The sequence below is a fragment of the Shewanella sp. Isolate8 genome, assembly GCF_022398495.1.
In the GTDB taxonomy this organism is placed as follows: Bacteria; Pseudomonadota; Gammaproteobacteria; order Enterobacterales; family Shewanellaceae; genus Shewanella; species Shewanella aquimarina.
In genome coordinates this window covers 741,877-759,155 of record NZ_JAKEVI010000003.1, presented here as the reverse complement: position 1 = coordinate 759,155, position 17,279 = coordinate 741,877, and the positions used below count along the sequence as shown (strand labels likewise).

The 17,279-nt window shown below is 53.3% G+C and carries 13 protein-coding genes and 4 tRNA genes; 8 read left to right on the top strand and 9 right to left on the bottom strand.

Features of this window, described 5'->3' with window-relative positions:
• The first annotated feature begins 59 nt into the window (after positions 1 to 59).
• Positions 60 to 1,202, top strand: a complete 1,143-nt coding sequence (locus tag L1D43_RS15780; RefSeq protein WP_239853022.1) for an alanine--glyoxylate aminotransferase family protein — start codon at positions 60 to 62, stop codon at positions 1,200 to 1,202.
• Positions 1,203 to 1,283: 81 nt separating this feature from the next.
• Here the strand turns inward: L1D43_RS15780 and L1D43_RS15775 are convergent, their stop codons facing one another.
• Entirely contained in the window at positions 1,284 to 1,739 is a 456-nt protein-coding gene (locus L1D43_RS15775; RefSeq protein WP_239853020.1) for a hypothetical protein, read from the bottom strand.
• Between the two features lie 378 nt (positions 1,740 to 2,117).
• Between L1D43_RS15775 and L1D43_RS15770 the strand changes: the two genes are divergently transcribed.
• Positions 2,118 to 2,588, top strand: coding sequence for an Hsp20/alpha crystallin family protein (locus L1D43_RS15770; protein WP_239853018.1), 471 nt, complete (start codon positions 2,118 to 2,120; stop codon positions 2,586 to 2,588).
• An 89-nt stretch (positions 2,589 to 2,677) separates the two neighbouring features.
• Here the strand turns inward: L1D43_RS15770 and L1D43_RS15765 are convergent, their stop codons facing one another.
• Positions 2,678 to 4,585, bottom strand: a complete 1,908-nt coding sequence (locus L1D43_RS15765) for an ankyrin repeat domain-containing protein (RefSeq protein ID WP_239853017.1) — start codon at positions 4,583 to 4,585, stop codon at positions 2,678 to 2,680.
• 125 nt (positions 4,586 to 4,710) lie between these two features.
• The gene (locus L1D43_RS15760) at positions 4,711 to 5,847 is read right to left on the bottom strand and encodes an MBL fold metallo-hydrolase (RefSeq protein ID WP_239853016.1); all 1,137 of its coding nucleotides are present in this window, start codon (positions 5,845 to 5,847) and stop codon (positions 4,711 to 4,713) included.
• A gap of 116 nt (positions 5,848 to 5,963) precedes the next feature.
• On the opposite strand from L1D43_RS15760, the gene L1D43_RS15755 reads away from it, so the two are divergent.
• Positions 5,964 to 6,572: a TetR/AcrR family transcriptional regulator gene (locus tag L1D43_RS15755; protein ID WP_239853015.1), complete on the top strand. Its 609-nt coding sequence runs from the start codon at positions 5,964 to 5,966 to the stop codon at positions 6,570 to 6,572.
• Positions 6,573 to 6,701: 129 nt separating this feature from the next.
• On the opposite strand, the gene L1D43_RS15750 is transcribed toward L1D43_RS15755, so the two are convergent.
• From L1D43_RS15750 to L1D43_RS15730, 5 genes are all read right to left on the bottom strand, one after another.
• Positions 6,702 to 8,060 (bottom strand): sodium-dependent transporter, encoded by a 1,359-nt coding sequence (locus tag L1D43_RS15750; RefSeq protein ID WP_239853014.1) that lies wholly within the window; start codon positions 8,058 to 8,060, stop codon positions 6,702 to 6,704.
• Positions 8,061 to 8,298: 238 nt separating this feature from the next.
• The gene (locus L1D43_RS15745) at positions 8,299 to 8,799 is read right to left on the bottom strand and encodes an Lrp/AsnC family transcriptional regulator (protein ID WP_144203841.1); all 501 of its coding nucleotides are present in this window, start codon (positions 8,797 to 8,799) and stop codon (positions 8,299 to 8,301) included.
• 51 nt (positions 8,800 to 8,850) lie between these two features.
• Positions 8,851 to 9,621, bottom strand: a complete 771-nt coding sequence (locus L1D43_RS15740) for a phosphatase PAP2 family protein (protein ID WP_239853013.1) — start codon at positions 9,619 to 9,621, stop codon at positions 8,851 to 8,853.
• 64 nt (positions 9,622 to 9,685) lie between these two features.
• Complete coding sequence (gene creD / locus L1D43_RS15735; protein ID WP_239853012.1) at positions 9,686 to 11,035, bottom strand: cell envelope integrity protein CreD; 1,350 nt, start codon at positions 11,033 to 11,035, stop codon at positions 9,686 to 9,688.
• A gap of 227 nt (positions 11,036 to 11,262) precedes the next feature.
• Positions 11,263 to 11,523, bottom strand: a complete 261-nt coding sequence (locus L1D43_RS15730) for an accessory factor UbiK family protein (protein ID WP_041511851.1) — start codon at positions 11,521 to 11,523, stop codon at positions 11,263 to 11,265.
• Positions 11,524 to 11,763: 240 nt separating this feature from the next.
• Here L1D43_RS15730 and rep point away from each other — a divergent pair, with 240 nt between their 5' ends.
• The gene (gene rep / locus L1D43_RS15725) at positions 11,764 to 13,776 is read left to right on the top strand and encodes a DNA helicase Rep (RefSeq protein ID WP_239853011.1); all 2,013 of its coding nucleotides are present in this window, start codon (positions 11,764 to 11,766) and stop codon (positions 13,774 to 13,776) included.
• A 28-nt stretch (positions 13,777 to 13,804) separates the two neighbouring features.
• Here the strand turns inward: rep and L1D43_RS15720 are convergent, their stop codons facing one another.
• A complete protein-coding gene (locus L1D43_RS15720; protein ID WP_239853009.1) occupies positions 13,805 to 16,453 on the bottom strand; it encodes a diguanylate cyclase in 2,649 nt (882 codons plus the stop codon).
• 218 nt (positions 16,454 to 16,671) lie between these two features.
• Here L1D43_RS15720 and L1D43_RS15715 point away from each other — a divergent pair.
• From L1D43_RS15715 to L1D43_RS15700, 4 genes are all read left to right on the top strand, one after another.
• Positions 16,672 to 16,748, top strand: a tRNA-Arg gene (locus tag L1D43_RS15715).
• Positions 16,749 to 16,791: 43 nt separating this feature from the next.
• Positions 16,792 to 16,867 (top strand) — tRNA-His (locus L1D43_RS15710).
• Positions 16,868 to 16,951: 84 nt separating this feature from the next.
• Positions 16,952 to 17,028, top strand: a tRNA-Pro gene (locus tag L1D43_RS15705).
• Between the two features lie 53 nt (positions 17,029 to 17,081).
• Positions 17,082 to 17,158: transfer RNA gene (locus L1D43_RS15700), tRNA-Pro, on the top strand.
• The last annotated feature ends 121 nt before the right edge of the window (positions 17,159 to 17,279 follow it).

Sequence of the window (17,279 nt, the reverse complement as noted above, 5' to 3'; positions counted from 1 at the left end):
AAAACGACAGTTAGCCTTAACCCTAACTTCTCAAGCTAAGGCTTGATAGAGGATATGAGATGTTAGCAGCACCCAAAGTTACCCCTTTTAATCCCCCACGCCGAGTCTTGATGGGCCCGGGCCCGTCGGATGTCTATCCCGAGGTTCTGGCGGCACAGGCAAGGCCGACCATAGGCCACCTGGATCCCCTGTTTGTCGGCATGATGGATGAGCTTAAAGCACTGATCCAATATGCGTTCCAGACCGAAAATGCTATGACGCTGGCGGTATCAGCCCCAGGCAGCGCCGGTATGGAAACCTGTTTCGTCAACCTGGTGGAGCCGGGCGAGAAGGTGATCGTCTGTCGTAACGGCGTATTTGGCGAGCGTATGCGTCAGAATGTTGAGCGTGTCGGCGCGATTGCCGTAGTGGTGGATAACGAGTGGGGCACGCCGGTGTCTCTGAGCGATGTCGAGGCGGTGCTTAAGGCCCATCCCGATGCCAAGTTTCTCGCCTTCGTCCACGCTGAAACCTCAACCGGGGCGCTGTCGGATGCTAAGGGACTGTGTCAGCTGGCCAAGGCACATGACTGTCTGTCGATCGTCGATGCGGTGACTTCCCTCGGCGGCGTGGAGCTCAAGGTTGATGAGTGGGGCATAGATGCTATCTATTCGGGTAGCCAGAAGTGTCTCTCCTGTGTGCCGGGCTTGTCGCCTGTCTCTTTCTCACCGGCGGCGGTAGAGAAGCTCAAGGCGCGTAAGACGCCGGTGCAGAGCTGGTTTTTAGATCAGAGCCTGGTCATGGGTTACTGGAGTGGCGATCAGGGGGCGGGCGGTAAGCGTAGCTATCACCATACGGCGCCGGTCAATGCCCTGTATGCCTTGCATGAGTCGTTACGCCTGCTGGCCGAAGAGGGGCTGGAAAATGCCTGGGCTCGTCATCAGTCTATGCATGGCTTGCTGCGCGATGGTCTGGAAAATCTGGGGCTTAAGTTTGTGGTCGAGGAATCTTCGCGCCTGCCGCAGCTCAACGCCGTCTATATCCCCGAGGGCGTCGACGATGGCGCCGTGCGTAAGCAACTGCTTGAAAACTATAACCTTGAGATAGGTGCCGGACTGGGTGCCCTCGCCGGTAAGGCCTGGCGTATCGGCCTGATGGGCTTCGGGGCGCGGCGCGAAAATGTGGCCCTCTGCCTAAGAGCGTTAGAGGAAGTGCTGCGTTAAACCAACTGCAAATCTAAAAAAGGGGGCTTAGGCCCCTTTTTTGTTGTTAGCGCCTCCCTGTTTAGAGGGAAAACCTTTGATTTAGTCTATCGTGGTGCCATAAGCGATGAGCGCCAGGGTCGCCATTATGGTCACCGAGGAGAATATGGTCCCCAGAATGGCAAAGATCTTCTTGCGTTGTTTCTGCACCAGGCCGCCAATCCCCAGTCCCAAGCCTACCAAGGCTAGGCCGATAAAGGCAAAGATCAGCATGCCGACGATGATCGCCTCGGGAGAGGTTTCATCCATGCCACCGGGCGTGGTCGCCTCTAGGATGCCAGCAATGGTGACTAGCGCGAAGATGAGCAGAGTCGAGAGAATACTCAGAATGAAGGCGGCGATACCAAGGCCCGAGTGTTTTAACGCAGGTGCGGTTGGCGTGCTCGGCGCCTGCATAGCGGGCTGAATGTGTAGCTGAGAGTCTGATTGAGTGATTGCGGAGGCGGTTGCTTGTGACGGCTCAGATGCCGCGCCCTTGTCGATGGATGCTGTGTCCATTAACGATTCCTTTCGTTGAAGAGTGTCATTCAAAGCATACCTAAGTCTCCCCCGGCTGTCTTCAAAAATTTTGTCGAGACTGGTGAGGTAAAAAATTGTCTAACCTCATAATAATATTGCCTTTGTCTTGTCTGATTCAGGGGCTTTTTTCCCTTGGTGGTGAGGGCATATTTTGTGCCCGAATATTGCCCTGAAATAGGCTTTTTCACCTTGTTTTGATCTGGATTAATTCGGCTGTAGATAGTGCCTTTCCAGCAGTAAAAATTGGGACTAAGGGACTAAAATTAGATCAGGGAGCCCAGAGGGCTTGCGCTTTGGGCTGTTCGTAAATCCTCTGAATCTTGCCTTAGGGAGATTCAGCCAACAAAGGAGCTTGTTATGCGATCTTTCTTCCCCTCCATCTTTCATAAAGATGATCCGCGAACCGCTCTGCATTCGCGGCTAGACAATGTATTCGATGATTTTGCTAAAGACTGGTTAACCACTTGGCCCAACGCCCGCGCCGAGATGGGTGTCATGCCTGCCATAGATGTCAAAGAATGTGCCGAATATGTCGAGATCAAGGCCGAATTGCCCGATATGGAAGAGAAGGATATCGACGTCGACATCCGCGGTAATTACCTCACCATCAGCGGTGAGAAGCGTCATGAGCAGGAGAAAGATGAAAAGGGCTATCACCTCAGAGAGCGTTCATTTGGCTCATTCCAACGGCAGATCCCATTAGGCTTCAATATCGACGCCGACCAGATCACCGCCCAGTACAAGAAGGGTGTGCTCGCCATTCATGTGCCAAAACCTGCCGAGTTGCAGCAAGATGCTAAGAAGGTGAAAGTCGACTTTCATGAGTAGCAAGTGAGGTGAGTTAACAGCTATAGCAAGTCAATCGAATGTGAATCGAAGGCGCCCAGTTGGGCGCCTTTTCACTGAATTACGCAGGGTTAATAATATAAGCAGATTGCCGGTGGAAGTTGTGCGTCTTCCGGTGCGATTAATTGGGGGTATAGCTCGGTCATGTCAGCATATAATTTTGTGTATTTTAACCGTAAAAGCGCCATTAACCTGATATGTGCTGGCTGAATTGGCGGTTCGAGTGACATGATAAACGGTAAATAGGTCATGAGTTGATCCGGATTGAACCTATGATCACTCGTGTCTAACAAGAGATATAAAGGATCCCGTCCAACCACTCTTTCGGGATAGAGAATGTGCTGCGAGATGAGATAATTAAGCAGTTGAAGATCTTCTTTTGTAATCGCTATGTCGAGCAGGCTCTTACCTGAATAATCGAGCTCGTCGATATCTATACCCTGCGCAATAACGTCGACCATTTTACTCTTGCTGGCGTCGTATAACAGCGAATAAGAGAGCCTTTCCTGATGCAGGCGACTGGTCTGTAAAGGTACAAAATAAGTGGGGTCGTAACCTAGCAGTTGATAGAAGAAATGGCGATATTCCGCTTCATTAAGCTGCGCCTCTTCTAACAGGCTTATGGCTTCAGAGATCTTATTCTCACGAGCGAACCCGTAGACCTTATCTTCCAACTCTCTATCGTGAAGGTAACTTACCCCAAGTGTTTCCGGTGCAAACTTTGAAGAACAGTCTGCCAGGATAGGATCGATTTCATTGAGGGTTTCTCTGGTAACAGTTTTCCCCTCATCAGTGAGCTTGGTGGTGAAAAAGTTGAGATCCCGAGGTTGCCACTCTTGATCGACTCGAGCCACAATTTTCTTGCATTGGTTGCGCTCGGACTCTGAAGCAATAGTTGTTAGCTGCTCTGCGAGTTCTTTCTCAAGAGCTTGCATTAAGGCGCTCTGTTTATCGAACTTCAGGCCCTGCTTGGGGAGGATTTGAGCCAAGACTAAATCGTGAGTTTGCTGTAGGAATGCGATTTGCTGGGCGTCGAAACTGTAAAAGTGCCTTGGGAAGAATCCTTTAACACTCTGTTCTGTGTTTGAGATGAAGTTTGCGGGGCTCCCCTGTGACTGCAGGAGTCTGATGATCTCTATCTGGTGCTTAAAGACTTCATCATCGTTGAGTTTGTTCATTCGGAATCGATAGTCGAGGCCTGCAAGGGCATATTCCATCGTCGTGCCCAGATAGGGATCATTAGTCAGTTGGCTACCTTTGTTTAGTAGGGCAGAGACCACTTGGTTGCGACCATGAAAGGCTGCGGTATCGATTAGATGTAAGGTTTCATCCTGTGTAATACCGTAGCCGAGCAAAGCGTTGACATCTTCGATTTGATTGAGTGCTTGTAGCAAGAGGGTTTGAGGTAAGCTCTCTTGTTTCAGCAGCCAATTTAGATCATCGATTGAAATCTCTGTGGACTCAAGTAGGGCTAGAGCCTCTTCTTGTTTTAACTCAGTTATATTTGCGAGTTGTGGCTGCGGAACAGCTTTTTCTACGCGAACGAAACTCGGCAAGTCGGGTATCAGCGCCTTTACCTGCTCGCCGAGACTGCGATTAACCTGACTTAGCTGAGAATTATGTTTGAGCTGTTTGGCTCGCCAGCTGCCTACAAAGTTTGTATTGAGATAATGACCCATAGCCAGGGTAATGTCGTCTATGGAGTAGCCTTGTTCGAGTCGTTGATCCCAATCTTGCTCTCCGGCCCATTTTTGCTTGAGATCCTTGGCAGATTGAAGCGTATTACGGCAATCGGCGTAATTTAGTCCATCGAGTGCTTGCGAATGGCTTGCAGTGTCAGGCGCCACATTAGCAGATTTATCGGTAGGGGCATTGGGTGTATCGGCTGCTTGAATAGGGACGATGAGCGAACTGTCACGCGTCTGCCAATAGAGGATAAAGGCCACAAATAGAATGATGGCGACAAAAAATTTTTTCACTATGTTTCAATCCCTAAAACAATTTTGATGGTTAAATTTTTATTGTCGCCATTCTAGCATCTCGAATCGCAGAGGAAAAATCAGCCCTTGATGCCAAGCGAGTGGCGAGCCTCAAGGGCAGAAGATTATTCGTTTAGTGCTAAGTTGAGCTGTTCCTCCCGCCACCAGGCGACGCTTTCGGGCGTGTTGTGAATATCCAGTACCTGTCCCACGATTGGCGTGATGAGCTGTGTGTTTGCATCGGCGGCTAGGGCGGCGATGCGTTCCAGTGGCTCGTACCAGCTGTGAAAGGCCAGGTCGAAGGTGCCATTGTGGATCGGCATCATCTGACGTCCACCCAGATCCAGGTGGGCCTGCAGGCTCTGTTCTGGTGTCATATGAATGCTGGGCCAGTCTTTATCATAGGCGCCCGTCTCTATCATGGTGAGGTCGAAGGGGCCGAACCGCTCGCCTATGGCCTTGAAGCCGTCGAAGTAGCCCGAGTCGCCGCTGAAGTACAGCTTGCTCCTGTCAGATTGAATGACATAGCTGGCCCAGAGGGTCTGATTCTTGTCCCAAAGTCCCCGGCCGGAAAAGTGCTGGGTCGGCGTTGCCGTGATGCTGAGTTCGCCAAGCGTCACACTCTGCCACCAATCCAGCGGCTGCACCTTATCTTTGTCGACGCCCCAGCGAAGCAGATGTTGCTCCACACCCAAAGGGACGATGAAACGTTTCACCTTGTGGTGGAGTCGCTTGATGCTCTCTTCGTCCAGGTGATCGTAATGGTCGTGGCTGATCAACACGCCATCGATCTCGGGAAGCTGTTCGAGGGCGATCGGTGGTTGGTGGAAGCGTTTAGGGCCGATAAAGCTAAAGGGCGAGGCCCGGTCGCTAAAAACGGGATCGATCAACCAGGTTTGGCCCGCTATCTTGAGTAAGATGCTCGAGTGGCCCAGGCGGATCACGCTGTCCTGAGAGTCAGGCAGCGCGGCGATGCCATCGCGGGTCAGTGGCATCAAAGGGATTGCCTTGGAAGGACTGGCATCGATTCGTGTCTCGATCAGGTAACGCATCAGGATGGCGCCCATGCCGCTGTTCTCGGTGAGATTGGTGGCGGTATTTTGAAAGCCGCCATCTGATCTGTGGTGTGCGGCAGGCTCTCTGCTGGCAAGTTGATCACCTGAGCCCAGGGCTTGCGGCGCCGAAGAGGAGTTGATTAGGTTAGATGTCAGCATGCCGCCTCCGAGTATGATGCCAAGTGAGATGAGATATTTGCGTTTCATTGCAACCACCAAATGTAAACTAGTCAGTGTAGTTTACATAATCTTAGTTTAAAAAGTAAACTAATAAGTGTAAAATAATTGCAATTCGCCAAGGTAAACCTAATAAGTTATTTAAAATGATAGAGAAAAAATTAACTCGCTCGGAGCTGAAACGCGCGGCCATCGTCGAGGCAGCCAGTGTGGAGTTTCAAAATAAGGGATTTAGCCTAGCGAGTATGGATGACATTGCCAAACGTGCCGATGTGTCCAAACGCACCGTGTACAACCATTTCCCCAGCAAAGAGGCGTTGTTTAGTGCCATCATGCTCGAGATGATGGAGATGCTGTGTGCCTTCGAATCTTTGCCCTTCGACGAAAATAAGAGCCTGAGCTCGCAGTTGACCCAATTGGTGCAGCACGAGATTAAGCTGTTAAGTGCTAAGGGGTTTATCGATACGGCCAGGGTGATTATTGCCGAGGCGATCCATAAGCCGGAGCTGATTCAAGACGCCATGTCGGAGTTCAGCAAGCAGGAGTCGCCACTGGCGAACTGGTTCAATCAGGCGATCGCCGCCGGTGCGTTAAAGGCCAAGGATAGCGAGATCTTGGTGGTTCAGTTTACCGCTGTGATCAAGGCCTACTGCTTCTGGCCTCAGTTGATCCAGGGTGAGCCTCTGCCTAGCCAGGCCAAGCTCGATGAGATCACCCAAACTGTGGTCGAGATGATTATCAAGCAATATACCTAGGGCTAGCCCCCAGCCATTGGTGGTTGCCCAAATAGCAAGCCTAGTCATATCCCAATGACTAGGCTTTTGTGTATCTGAGCTTTAGACCGACCTTTTATGCTCACCTCAGGTTGACTTACTCGCTAAGCCTTAGGCGGTCAGCAGCTGCAATATGATGGCGAGGATCAGCACCGGGCAAACATATTTCACGTACACGGGCCAGATGTGCCAGAAGAGGCCGTCGAGCTTGGCGCCTTCCTGGGCGGCGATCGCCTTGAGCAGGCTGTTTCTATGCCATACCCAGCCAGTGTAAAGGGCTATGCCCAGGGCGATAAAGGGCTGGGCGCGCTCAGTGGTCAGGGTAATAACTAACCCGAACAGGGCATCGAAATTAAACACCATGATAGTCGCCAGCAGGGCTATGCCACCGCCCACCAGATAGGTGGCGCTGTGACGCTGAATCTCTGTCTTCTCCACCATATAGCTGGTGGGCACCTCGACAATCGAGATGGCCGATGTCAGCCCGGCTATGGTCATCAGGATGAAGAAGACGATGGCGATCGCCTGCCCTGTGAGGCCGCCCAAACTATCAAACAGTGCCGGTAACACGGTGAAGACCAAGGTGTCGGCGTTGAGCAGGCTGCCATCGGAGGCGAAGATCTGAACGCCGTTATGCTGGGCGACATACATGGCGGGAATGATCATCAGGGCGGCGAGGAAGGCGATGCTGGTGTCGGTCAGGGTGACGTATGCAGTCAGCTTGGCCAGGTTTTCCTGCCGATTCAGGTAGGCGCCGTAGACCATCATGGCGCCTGTACCCACGGTGAGTGAGAAGAAGGTCTGGCCCAAAGCGCCGATAAGCACCTGAGGTTCCCAAATGCGGCCGAAATCCGGCACCAGTAGGGCGTTTAGCCCCTGGCTCGCACCGGGTTGAGTCAGAATATAGGCCACGCCCAATATCAAGATTGCCAACAGCAGCGGCATGAGCCGCTTGGACCAAGCCTCGATCCCCTGCTGTACTCCCTGGCGGATCACTAAGACCACCATGAGGATAAAGATTAGGGTAAAGAGTAGATTACGCTCCAGCGAGAAGCTCCTTAGCCAGTGGGCAATCTCTGGCATTCCCACTAGCCTGGCGATTGGCGCCAGGGTGAAGCTGACAAACCAGCCAGATAGGATGCTGTAGAAGGTGCAGATTAGGGTGGCGGTAATGATGGAGGCGAAACCTATGGTCTTGCCCAGGTTGCGACTCAGCTTACTGCTACCCAGCTTGGCCATGGCATCGGCAGGGTTGGTCTGGCCGTGGCGGCCAATCATGAGTTCGGCCACCAACATGGGGTAGCCCAGTAAGAAAATCAGCACCAGATACACCAAGAGGAAGGCGCCGCCCCCATGGGTTGCCGCCTGAGTGGGAAATCCCCAGATGTTACCGACACCGACGGCCGAGCCAGCAGCCGCCATGATAAAGCCTATGCGTGAGCTGAAATGCCCTAAATCTTTTGCGCTCATCTATTCCTTACCTCAGTGTTAAAGAGGGCGCATCATAGTCCTTTATTATAGTCGGTCAAGGATGGTAAATGGCGTGATTCCAGGTTAAGCCTTTGTTGTTATCGCGTCATATTGCTATTGGGTGAAAATAAATTTCGCTATCTGACTTTATTGGCGAAATTATTGCGATGGTCGCATTGAGACAGGCGTCGACGCGATAGGATTGCGCGGCCAAAAAAATGAGAAATTGCGTGATTTATCAAGCTTTATCGTCTTGAATGCCGAGTTCCGGCAGGGGAATGGCGGTGCGGCTCTTGACCTGTTTGAGCACGAAGCTTGAGCGTATGCCTGCGATATGTGGATTGCTGGTGAGCTTCTCCAGCAGGAAGTGTTTGAAGGCATCCATGTCTCTGACTAAGACCTTGAGCTGGTAATCGGCGTCGCTACCAGTGAGCAGGGCGCATTCGAGTACCTCGTCATAGCCGTCGATGGCCTGCTCGAACGCATCGAGTATTGCTTGGGTGTGTTTTTCCAGGCGCACCTGCACGTAGGCGGTCAGGGTTAACTGAAAGTAGGGCGCATCGACTAAGGCGGCGTAACCGGCGATGATGCCCGCCTCCTCCATCGCCTTGACCCGGCGCGAGCAGGGCGAGGGCGACAGGCCGACGCTTGCAGCCAGATCTTGGTTGGCCATGCGTCCCTGGGCTTGGAGTAACTTGAGGATCTGAATGTCGGTCTTGTCGAGTTGTAGTCTTGTCATGTCAGTCGCCGGGTAAGAGTAAACCCTTGTGGAAGTAAAATACTGTTTCAGTCAAACATTAGCCCAGTTAGGCATTAGCCTTGGCCGATGGCGCCATTTTTCGGTGATCAGCAAGGCCAGCAGGGCGATAGCGCCGCCAAGCAGGGTGGCGGCCAAGATATCCTGAGGCCAGTGCATGCCCAGTAACATGCGGCTAAACCCCATGGCCAGCGCCCATAAGCATAACAGAGCGGCGAATAAAAACCTTTGCGCCGCCAACAAAAAATAGCTGACGACTAGGGTGAGCGTCACCGCAAACAGTGTGTGACCCGAGGGGAAAGAGTAACCCACCTCATCTTGCCAATGCTGGGCTATCTTGGGGGAGAGGGATAGCTTGGTCTCCTGTGATAGCTTGGCAACCTCTTGTGCCATCAATGCCCGTCGCGTCGGCTGACTGGCCTGATAAAAACCGCTAAGCGACAGCCCTTGGTTCTCTGCCAAGAATTGCACATTGGGTCTGGGGTGGCCGAAGTAAGGCTTGAGAAAGTGATTTAGCCCTAGGCTGAGCCCCATGGCGAGGCAGACGCTAAACAGCAGTGGCGCAAGCTGTTTGCGTGGCAGCAACAGATAACAGGCGAGTAGCAGGGCAAGCACGGTGAGTATGCCATAGGGCGCCGTTCCCAGGCTGGTTAAGCCATAGAGTAGCTGCGCCTTGATGGAGTCTAGCTCGAGCCAGGGAAACAGGCTGAGGCCACCCAGATAGAGCGCGGCGGGAATAAGTGCTAGGCCGCCCCAAAGGAGTAACAGATAAGCGTAGGGATTTAGCCGATCGTTTCGTGTCATAAATGCTCCCTAAAAAGCGCTAGGCTAACCTGCCGCGGTGATGCTGGCTAGCCCGACGTTGTATTTAGTCGTTCGCGGCCTGCGGCGGCTCGACCTGGTGGCGGGTCAGGTACATCAGAATCAGCAAGACTAGCATCAGCAGCCCTGAACCCATCAACAGCGCATAGTCTTCCAGCTTCAATATGGAGTAGAGCACGCTGTAGAGCGCCAGCAATATGATGGCCATGAAGACGCCCCGCTGACGACTGGCGGTGACGCTGGCGATATAGGCCGAGACTGATAGCAGTGGGACGGAGGCGGCCATCAGATAGGCGTAACCGAAGCTGATATGTTCCGACAGGGAGAGGAGCAGCAGATAGAAGAGCGCCATGGCGCTGGCGACCAGCAGATACTGAATCGAGCTTAGGGTCTGTTGTTGCCCCAGTTCGAAGATCAGCAGCATGATGCTGGTGAGCATGATAAACAGCAGACCATATTTGACCGCGCGTTCTATCTTACCGTAGTGGGTAACCGGTTCAAATAGGGTCGCCTGAGCCGCTATCTCCTGCAGGTTAACCTCCTGTATCTTGGTGAATACCTGCGGATAGTTGCGGGTCAGGTGGCTCACGTCCCACTGGGCGCTAAAGCCCTCAGCGCTGATCTGCCGCTCGGTCGGCAGCAGGCCGTGGAAGCTCGGATGAGGCCAGTCTGCAGACAGTGTGACCTGGGTCTGTTGTCCTATGGGCAGCACAGAGATCCCTTGGGAGCCGCGCAGGCTGATATCGAAGTTCACCCAGAGTTGCTGGTTGTCAGATTGCAAGGTGATTGGCTGATGAAACCCTCTGTCTAGCCCGCCGAGCTGCTCCAGCCCTGTACCCGGCATGAGTCGTTGGGGAGCGGCCTCCTGTTGATCAATCTTAGCCGTGAAGCGGTTGATCTTGTCGATGGCCTGGTTGGCAGAGATGCCAAATACCAGCCTGGCTAGCTCGGGGTGCAGGCTGACTAAGTTGGCCGGAGTGTAAGGTTCGAGGCGAAAGTGTGCCGAGCCTGTGACCTGAGATTGATAGACGAGTGAGCGAAAGATACCGCGCGACAGAAAGCTATGGTCGAGCGAGACGGCGAGATTGAGCTGCTCGGGTAGCACGACCAGCTCGCTGTCGTAGGTGTGCCTTGCCTTGGTCATCTTGCCAGTGTCGCTGATACTCTCCTGCACCACCTCATAGGTGTAGGGGATCACCAGCGCCGGCCCCGCAATGGTCTGCCGCTCGCCCCAGGAGCGACCTATCTCATGGACCACGTCGTGGTACAGATGCTGCCTGTCCGAGGTGAGGCTATCGATGAGTCCCAGGGGGATCATCGCTACCAGGGTGAGAATGGCGATGAAGATAAGTTTCTTGCTTAGGGGGCTGTTGGCTAGGGGTAACCGACTTAACATAAAATTCCCTCTCAATGACGGTCTGGGTGTATTGCGCCATTACACCACAAGTCGCGCCAAACAGGCTGGCATAGCGATGACCAATTGTGGCAAAACCGAGGCAATTTAAAATGAGCAATCGAAAGCCGGGCCCGTGGAGGAAACGGTAAGGAGAGGCAATAAAAAAGAGCGTCGTGCGCTCTTTTTTGTGGATGGGGCGTTATAGTCGCCGCCTTTCGCAGATGGGCTTAGGCGTCGTCTTGCTGTCTGAGTCTGGCTTCCAGGGCATCGACCTGGGCCTGGAGTGATTCCAGCTTCTCACGGGTTTTCAAGAGCACGTGCTGCTGCACATCAAACTCTTCGCGCGAAACCAGATCGAGTTTCATCAGCTGGTTTTGCAGTATCTGCTTACTCTTCTCTTCAAACTCACCGGCAAACTGCTTAAGCCCGCTGGGGAGGTTATCGCTTAGCTGCTTAGCTACTTCTTCGATCTTTTTGGGGTTAATCATCTTTTCTGTCCGCCATTGGCCGTTTAATGCTATGCCCGAATTGTACCTAAGCCTACTGGGATGACAACTAAAAACCGGTGGCTTGGCCCCGTGTTTGGGGCGGGCTCACGTCTGAGGCAGGCCGGTCATCTGCGGTTAAGCTCAGGGCAAAGCCTGGATATTTTTGTCTGAGCTATGGCAAAGATTCTGGTATGATCCCTGGCCGATCTTAAGATTTCTCTAGTTGGTAGCCGTTAGTTAATGAAGCTCAATCCCGGTCAAAATGATGCTGTTCACTATGTCTCTGGTCCCTGTCTGGTGCTTGCCGGCGCGGGCAGTGGTAAGACACGCGTGATCATCAATAAAATTGCCTATTTGGTACAGAAGTGTGGTTATCAGGCTCGCAACATCGCCGCGGTGACCTTTACCAACAAGGCGGCGCGGGAGATGAAGGAGCGTGTAGCCCAGTCGATGGGGCGTAAAGAGGCCAGAGGGCTGTGGATCTCGACCTTTCACACCCTGGGGCTTGAGATCATCAAGCGGGAGTATAAGGTGGTCGGTCTCAAGCCCGGCTTCTCCCTGTTTGACGATCAGGACACCTTGGCGCTGCTGAAAGAACTCACCGAGAAGGAGTTTGACGGCGATAAAGATCTGTTGCGCATGCTGATGACGGCGATCTCCAACTGGAAGGGCGATCTGATGACGCCGGATCGCGCCATCAAGAGTGCCCGAGACGAACAGTCACAGCTGTTCGCCCTGCTCTATCAGCGCTATGCCCAGCATATGAAGGCCTATAACGCGCTGGATTTCGACGATCTTATCCTGCTGCCCACCCTGCTGCTGCGGCACAAGCAGGAGGTACGCGAGCGCTGGCAGAAACGGATCCAATACCTGCTGGTGGATGAGTATCAGGATACCAACACCAGCCAGTATGAGTTGGTTAAGCTGCTGGTGGGCGAGCGCGCCCGCTTTACCGTGGTAGGGGATGACGATCAATCTATCTACTCTTGGCGTGGGGCCAAGCCGCAGAACCTGGTGCTTTTGGGGAAGGACTTTCCCAATCTTAAGTTAATTAAACTCGAACAGAACTACCGCTCCAGTCAGCGTATTTTGCGGGCGGCTAACATATTGATCGCCAATAACCCCCACGTCTACGACAAATCACTGTTCAGCGAGCTGGCCTATGGTGAGCCGCTGCGGGTGCTGATCGCCGCCAACGAGGAGCAGGAGGCCGAGCGTGTGGTGGCCGAGATGATCCGCCACAAGTTTGTGGGCAAGACCCAGTTTGGCGATTATGCCATCCTCTATCGGGGTAACCATCAGTCGCGCCTGCTGGAGCGCGCGCTGATGACCAACCGCATCCCCTATAAGCTCAGCGGGGGCACCTCCTTCTTCGGCCGCGCCGAGATCAAAGATATCATGGCCTACCTGCGTCTGGTGGTGAATCCCGACGACGATAACGCCTTTCTGCGGGTGGTTAACCTGCCCAAACGCGGCATCGGCCCGGCGACCCTGGAACGCCTGGGTAACTACGCCAACGAGCAGCACATCTCCATGTTCGAGGCGATATTCCAAAGCGAGCTGAACCATCATCTGCCGCCGGCGGCCATGTCGGCCCTGTATCAGTTTGGCAAGTTTATCGTCGATACCGGCGAGGCGGCGACCCGCGGCGAACCGGTTGAGGCGGTGAAGCAGCTGATCCGCCACATCAACTACGAAGACTATCTGTACGAGACCAGTACCAGTGCCAAGGCCGCCGAGATGCGGATGAAGAACATCTCCGAGCTCTATCGCTGGGTGACCGAGATGCTAGAGGGCGATGAACTGGACGAAGGGATGACGCTGCCGGAAGTGGTGACCCGTCTGACCCTGAGAGACATGATGGAGCGCAACAGCGAAGACGAGGCTGGTGATCAGGTGCAGCTAATGACGCTGCACGCCTCTAAGGGGCTGGAGTTCCCCTATGTCTTTATGGTGGGAGTGGAGGAGCGCATCTTGCCGCACCAGACCAGCATAGATGAAGACAACGTCGAGGAGGAGCGCCGCCTGGCCTATGTGGGGATTACGCGGGCGCAGCGGGAGCTGTGGTTCATGATCTGCCGCGAGCGACGACAGTTTGGTGAGGTGATGCGCTGTGAGCCTAGTCGCTTCTTGATGGAGCTGCCTCAGGACGATCTCATCTGGGAGAACCGCAAGCCCCCTCAGTCCGAGCAGCAAAGAGTGCAATCGGGCCGGGCCAATATTGCCAACATACGGGATATGCTGAAGAAGTAATTGGACTAGCCTAAGTGGACATCTCTGCTTAGGCAGAGATGCTGCCGCTGCGAGACCGGCTTGGCTCAGGTAGTTTACAGGGGTCGATAGACTCACCCAGGGCCTGGCCCTGACCCTGATCGAAGCCTAGGCTGACCAGCTGCTGCCTGTGCAGATCTGTCTTAACCCCTTCCACAAACAGGGTCAGTTCGAGCGCCGATGCGGTCAGCTGATGCGCCTTAAGCAGGCGTTTTTGCTGCGGATTATTCAGATGACTGATATAGCTAGGGTCGAGCTTCAGGCCGCTCAAGGGCAGGAAGCTTAGGCTGCTCAGCGCGGTGTGGGCACTGCCGTAGGCGCAGAGGCCTATGTTTATTGACTGCTTGGCCAGGATGTCGAAGGCCTGAATATGGCTGTCGCTGTCGGCGACAAAGGCCTTTTCGTTGAAGAAGACCCAGATATTGGCTGGCTTATAGTAGCTCTGCTTGATGCGATTCTTGAGCTTACGCACCGCATGCTTATGCTTGAGGTGCTGACTGGCGACTTTGATATGTAGCTGCACCTTGCCATCGACCTGCTGCATGACCTTGTCATAGTCGCTATTGAGTTGATCGAAGAGGTAGAGATCCAGCTCCTTGGTCAGGTTGCAGTGTTCGGCAATGTTGCTTAGCTGATCCTGCTTTATCTTCCCCAGCTGCTCGTGTTGCCAGTAGAGTCTGGGTTCCAGCGCGATAACCTCCTGGGTCGCCAATGCCATGACGGGGAAATACTGTAGTGCCAACGCCTTCTTGGCTATCGCCTCCCTCAGCTCTATCTCTAGGGTGATGTCGTGGCTCTGCTGGTGGCTGGTATTGTGATCGAATATGACGAAGCAGCCCTTGCCGTTGGACTTGGCTTGATACATGGCGGCATCGGCGTCCTTTAACAGCGATTCGCTGGTATCGCCACTGCTTTGGCCGCTGAAGGCGATGCCAATACTGGCCCCCGAGGTAAAGCTCTGATTCGACAGCTGGTAGGGCTCGCTCAGCTCGCCTAAGATGCGCTCGGCCACCTCGATGGCGTCACTATTGGTATTAATGCTGTCCAGCAATATGACAAACTCATCGCCGCCGATACGCCCTAAGGTGTCGTTGCTCCTGATGCAGAGGTTGAGGCGACGGGCGGTTTCAATCAGGAAACGGTCACCCTGTAGATGGCCCAGGGTATCGTTGATCAGCTTAAAGCGGTCGAGGTCGATAAACAGCAGGGCAAATCTGTCTCTGGCATGGCGCCTGACATGTTTGACCGCCTGTGCAAGCCGCTCCATAAACATGGCGCGATTGGGCAGGCCGGTTAAGGTGTCGTGGCTAGCATCATGCACCAGCTGTTGTTCGACCTTACGGCGCTGGGCGATCTCCTTCTCCAGGTCTTGGTTGAGCATCGCCAGGGCGCGGGTACGTTGGGCGACTTTCTCTTCTAACTGCTCGTAGCTCTGTTTCAGTGATTCCGCCGATAGCTTGCGCTCGATCGCCGCCGCGATATGCTGCGAGACGAAGGTGAGCAGATCCAGATCTTTCTCCTGGTAGGTCTGCGACGGGGTAAAGCTGTAGATGGTTAGCGCACCCTTGACTATGCCCTGAATAAACAGCGGCACGCCGATCCACTGGTGTATGGTTTCGGCGTAGTTGAGCTGGGGTGCCTTGGCGTAGAGTTGCTTGTTCTTGATCAGCGTCTTGATATCGCTGCCATCGAGCAGCAGGGGACGTTTATGTTTGAGGATAAACTCCGTCAGGCCATCGGCCAGAGGGCGCCTTTGCGGCGCGCCTACGTTGAGCTGAGAGACATAAAAGGGAAAATGCAGCTCACGGCCATTGTCCTCGAGCAGGGCGATATAACAGTTGTTGGCCGGTAGCAGGTGGCTGATCACCCTGTGTAGTTCGCGGTAGAAGCTCTGGTGGTCTATGGTCGCATTGGAAAGCTCGGCTATTTCAAACAGCGACTTCTGCAGGTTTTCCGCCCGTCGCCGTTCGGTGACCTCCTGCTTGAGCTTATCGTAGGCGACGCTCAGCTCCTTGGTTCTGTGCTCGATAGCCGCTTCCAGGTTGTGTTGGTATTGTACCCGCTCGATAACGCCCGAGATATGTTGGCTGATGAAGGTCATCAGCTCGACCTCTATCTCGCCATAGGTGATATTGGCATCGTAGCTCTGCACCGCGATCACCCCTATGGTCTGATCGCTGCTGAAAATTGGGACCCCTAGCCACTGGTGGCAGCTAGATCCCCGACTGACGATCTCGCCGCTGGCGAGCAGATGCTCAAACTTGTCGTCATCACACAGCAAAGGCTGTTGACTGCGCAGCACATAGCCGGTGAGGCCGCTGTTGAGCGTGGTAGACAACTCTTCACTGGGGTAAAGCTGGCTTGGGTGCTGGTCCTTCTCATCGACGAAGAAAGGTACACCTAATTTGTTGGTTTCTCTGTCTGTGATGGCGATGAAGAAGTTGTCTGCGGGGAGGAGGCGGTTGAGATTGGTCTGGATTCCAGCATAGAAGTCTTCGGCGCGCTCGACTCGAGCGGCAAGATTGGAGATATCCAATAGTGTATGTTGGACGATCTCAGAACGCTTGTACTTCCGAGCCAGGCTCTTTAAGCGAGATATCCTTTTATATAAACGGCCAACTTCACGGGGTGAATGTTGGTCTGTTTTATCCCTAAACATGGTTCCGCCAATCACAAGTAATTATATTTTTTCGCTAGGATTTGGGGTAATGATTATAAATAGCATAAAAAAACACCAGCACCAAGTCATTATTTTGACGTCGTCAGCTTAATATCTCCTTAAATATGCTAAAACTTGAGCAAACGCGTAAAAAAATATGTGTTTGCTATAGACGCGCAGTAAAATAATCCATACTATATGCGGCGCTAACAAGGCAGGCACCCATAGCTCAGCTGGATAGAGCGCACCCCTCCGGAGGGTGAGGCCGAGGGTTCGAATCCTTCTGGGTGCACCAGTTGGATGAGGGTCAAGTTAGCGTAAAGAAGTCAACATCAGTGGTGATTGTAGCTCAGTTGGTAGAGCCCCGGATTGTGATTCCGGTTGTCGTGGGTTCAAGTCCCATCAGTCACCCCACTTCTTCTTGCAACAGACTTCACGAGTCATTCTTATCCTTGATATAGTGAAGCGAGGCGGCACCTCGTAAAATATCCCTTGTTTCGGTGATTAGCGCAGTCCGGTAGCGCATCTGGTTTGGGACCAGAGGGTCAGAGGTTCGAATCCTCTATCACCGACCAGTTTCCAAGTGAGTGATGTTTTAAGATGTCATTTACTGATACAAAAAGATTTTCGGTGATTAGCGCAGTCCGGTAGCGCATCTGGTTTGGGACCAGAGGGTCAGAGGTTCGAATCCTCTATCACCGACCAATCATAGAGAAGCCCCTCGAGTAATCGAGGGGCTTTTTCTTTGCCTGTCTTTTGTAAATAATACCAATCGTAATAAATAATTGATCATTCTAGCTTGTTAAAATGCTCGATAACTGTATTA